At 33.6% G+C, this 1,019-nt stretch carries 2 protein-coding genes; both read right to left on the bottom strand.

The window, feature by feature from the left end; genetic code table 11:
- Positions 1-182 precede the first annotated feature (182 nt).
- Complete coding sequence (locus HMPREF0666_RS15900) at positions 183-446, bottom strand: PAAR-like protein (protein WP_009013423.1); 264 nt, start codon at positions 444-446, stop codon at positions 183-185.
- A 1-nt stretch (position 447) separates the two neighbouring features.
- Entirely contained in the window at positions 448-972 is a 525-nt protein-coding gene (locus HMPREF0666_RS15895) for a hypothetical protein (RefSeq protein WP_009013422.1), read from the bottom strand.
- Between the last annotated feature and the right edge of the window lie 47 nt (positions 973-1,019).

Raw genomic sequence — 1,019 nt, 5'->3', positions numbered from 1 at the left:
CGCAAGTAATGCTCAAATTGATATTCATGTCCTTGCCTTTCATATAATAGGTAGATGTATCAAATCTCTCTGTTGTTCTTTCCAAAAGTTTTTGTTCTGTTTGATATTATTATTACCTTGTGCCTTACAGCTACTTATTACCACAAGCAATGTAAGTAATGTAATTATTCGTCTTATCATTTTTATAATTTTATTAGCAGTTCATTGATACTGTCTTTCTGTGTTGTTTGTTGCCATCCTTGTGGCTGGGGAATGCAAGGAGGATTCGGAGAACTACATTTGCAAACTCCAAAACTTGGGATATTAATTAAACCAATTTCATCTTCCTCAGTCGCTACCAATGCTCCCGAAATACTTCGGAAACTTTGACTAAGAACTGTCAACTTAGCTTGCCAAGTTCCTAAAGTGCAACACATAATAGCTCCATCAGTTACAATTTTTACCATTCTACTTTATTATAGGATTTGTACCTTTCTTTATGATTTCTCCTGTATTGGCATTTATTTTAATAGAAACTATATTTGATCCTACCTTGTAATGAATAATCCATACTGGTATATTGGTTTTATCACTTACATATCGCCTTATAGAAACATTCTTATCGAATAAATCCAGCTTTAACTCTTCCTTTACAAACTTCTCCACTTTTTCCCATGGATAGTTTTTATAAGGGGCATCTTGGTCGTATTCATCTATTAAATAACCATTCTCATCATACTCTTTCCAGATGCCCGCATTAAATCTATTATAATAATATTTTCCCACTAACTTTAGAGTTCCCGTTTTATTGTAATACTCCTTACACGTTCCAAATAGGCTGTTGTCTTTTCTGGCATATTCTATATAATTAGAGCCATTATCACCTCCAAACTGCCGCACTTTACCTCGCAAGTAATGCTCAAATTGATATTCATGTCCTTGCCTTTCCATATAATAGGTAGATGTATCAAATCTCTCTGTTGTTCTTTCCAAAAGTTTTGTTCTGTTTTGATATTATTATTACCTTGTGCCTTACAGCT

The organism is Prevotella sp. C561, assembly GCF_000224595.1.
Taxonomy (GTDB): domain Bacteria; phylum Bacteroidota; class Bacteroidia; order Bacteroidales; family Bacteroidaceae; genus Prevotella; species Prevotella jejuni.
This window is presented reverse-complemented; position numbering and strand designations above follow the sequence as displayed.

Bases quoted from the DNA above. Each gene is read 5' to 3' on its own strand.
- HMPREF0666_RS15900 (WP_009013423.1), bottom strand. From the start codon at position 446: ATGGTAAAAATTGTAACTGATGGAGCTATTATGTGTTGCACTTTAGGA.